Annotated in this window: 1 protein-coding gene; it reads right to left on the bottom strand. The window is 51.8% G+C overall.

The window, feature by feature from the left end; all coding sequences use genetic code 11:
* Nucleotides 1–274: P-loop NTPase family protein (locus AC1RPY_RS07880; RefSeq protein ID WP_481763131.1), on the bottom strand; the 274-nt coding region annotated here is incomplete at both ends.

Below are 274 nucleotides of genomic sequence, written 5' to 3'. Positions count from 1 at the left end.
CGCGTTGAAAGGCATACCTGAGCCACGTTTCGTATTCCAGATTCGCACGTCCGAATAGTAGCGCAGCTTCTTACCGCACGATTCCTGCTGCTTCGGTCCGTACATAGCCATCGGAATATCAGACAGCTGATTCATGCCGATCAGGGAAATCATCTTCTTGCCCATCCGGCCTTTGATACGAGGCAGATGCTTTGCAAAGAATCGAGCGTGCACGCCCAGAGAGTTATCTGCCTCTTCATCGTCGTTAGAGTCCGGATTCATTGCCGGATACGAG

The sequence above is a fragment of the Dellaglioa sp. CoH-56-MRSF-12 genome, assembly GCF_056782075.1.
The sequence above is the reverse complement of the archived record's forward strand: the minus strand, read 5'-3'. Positions and strand labels throughout refer to the sequence as shown.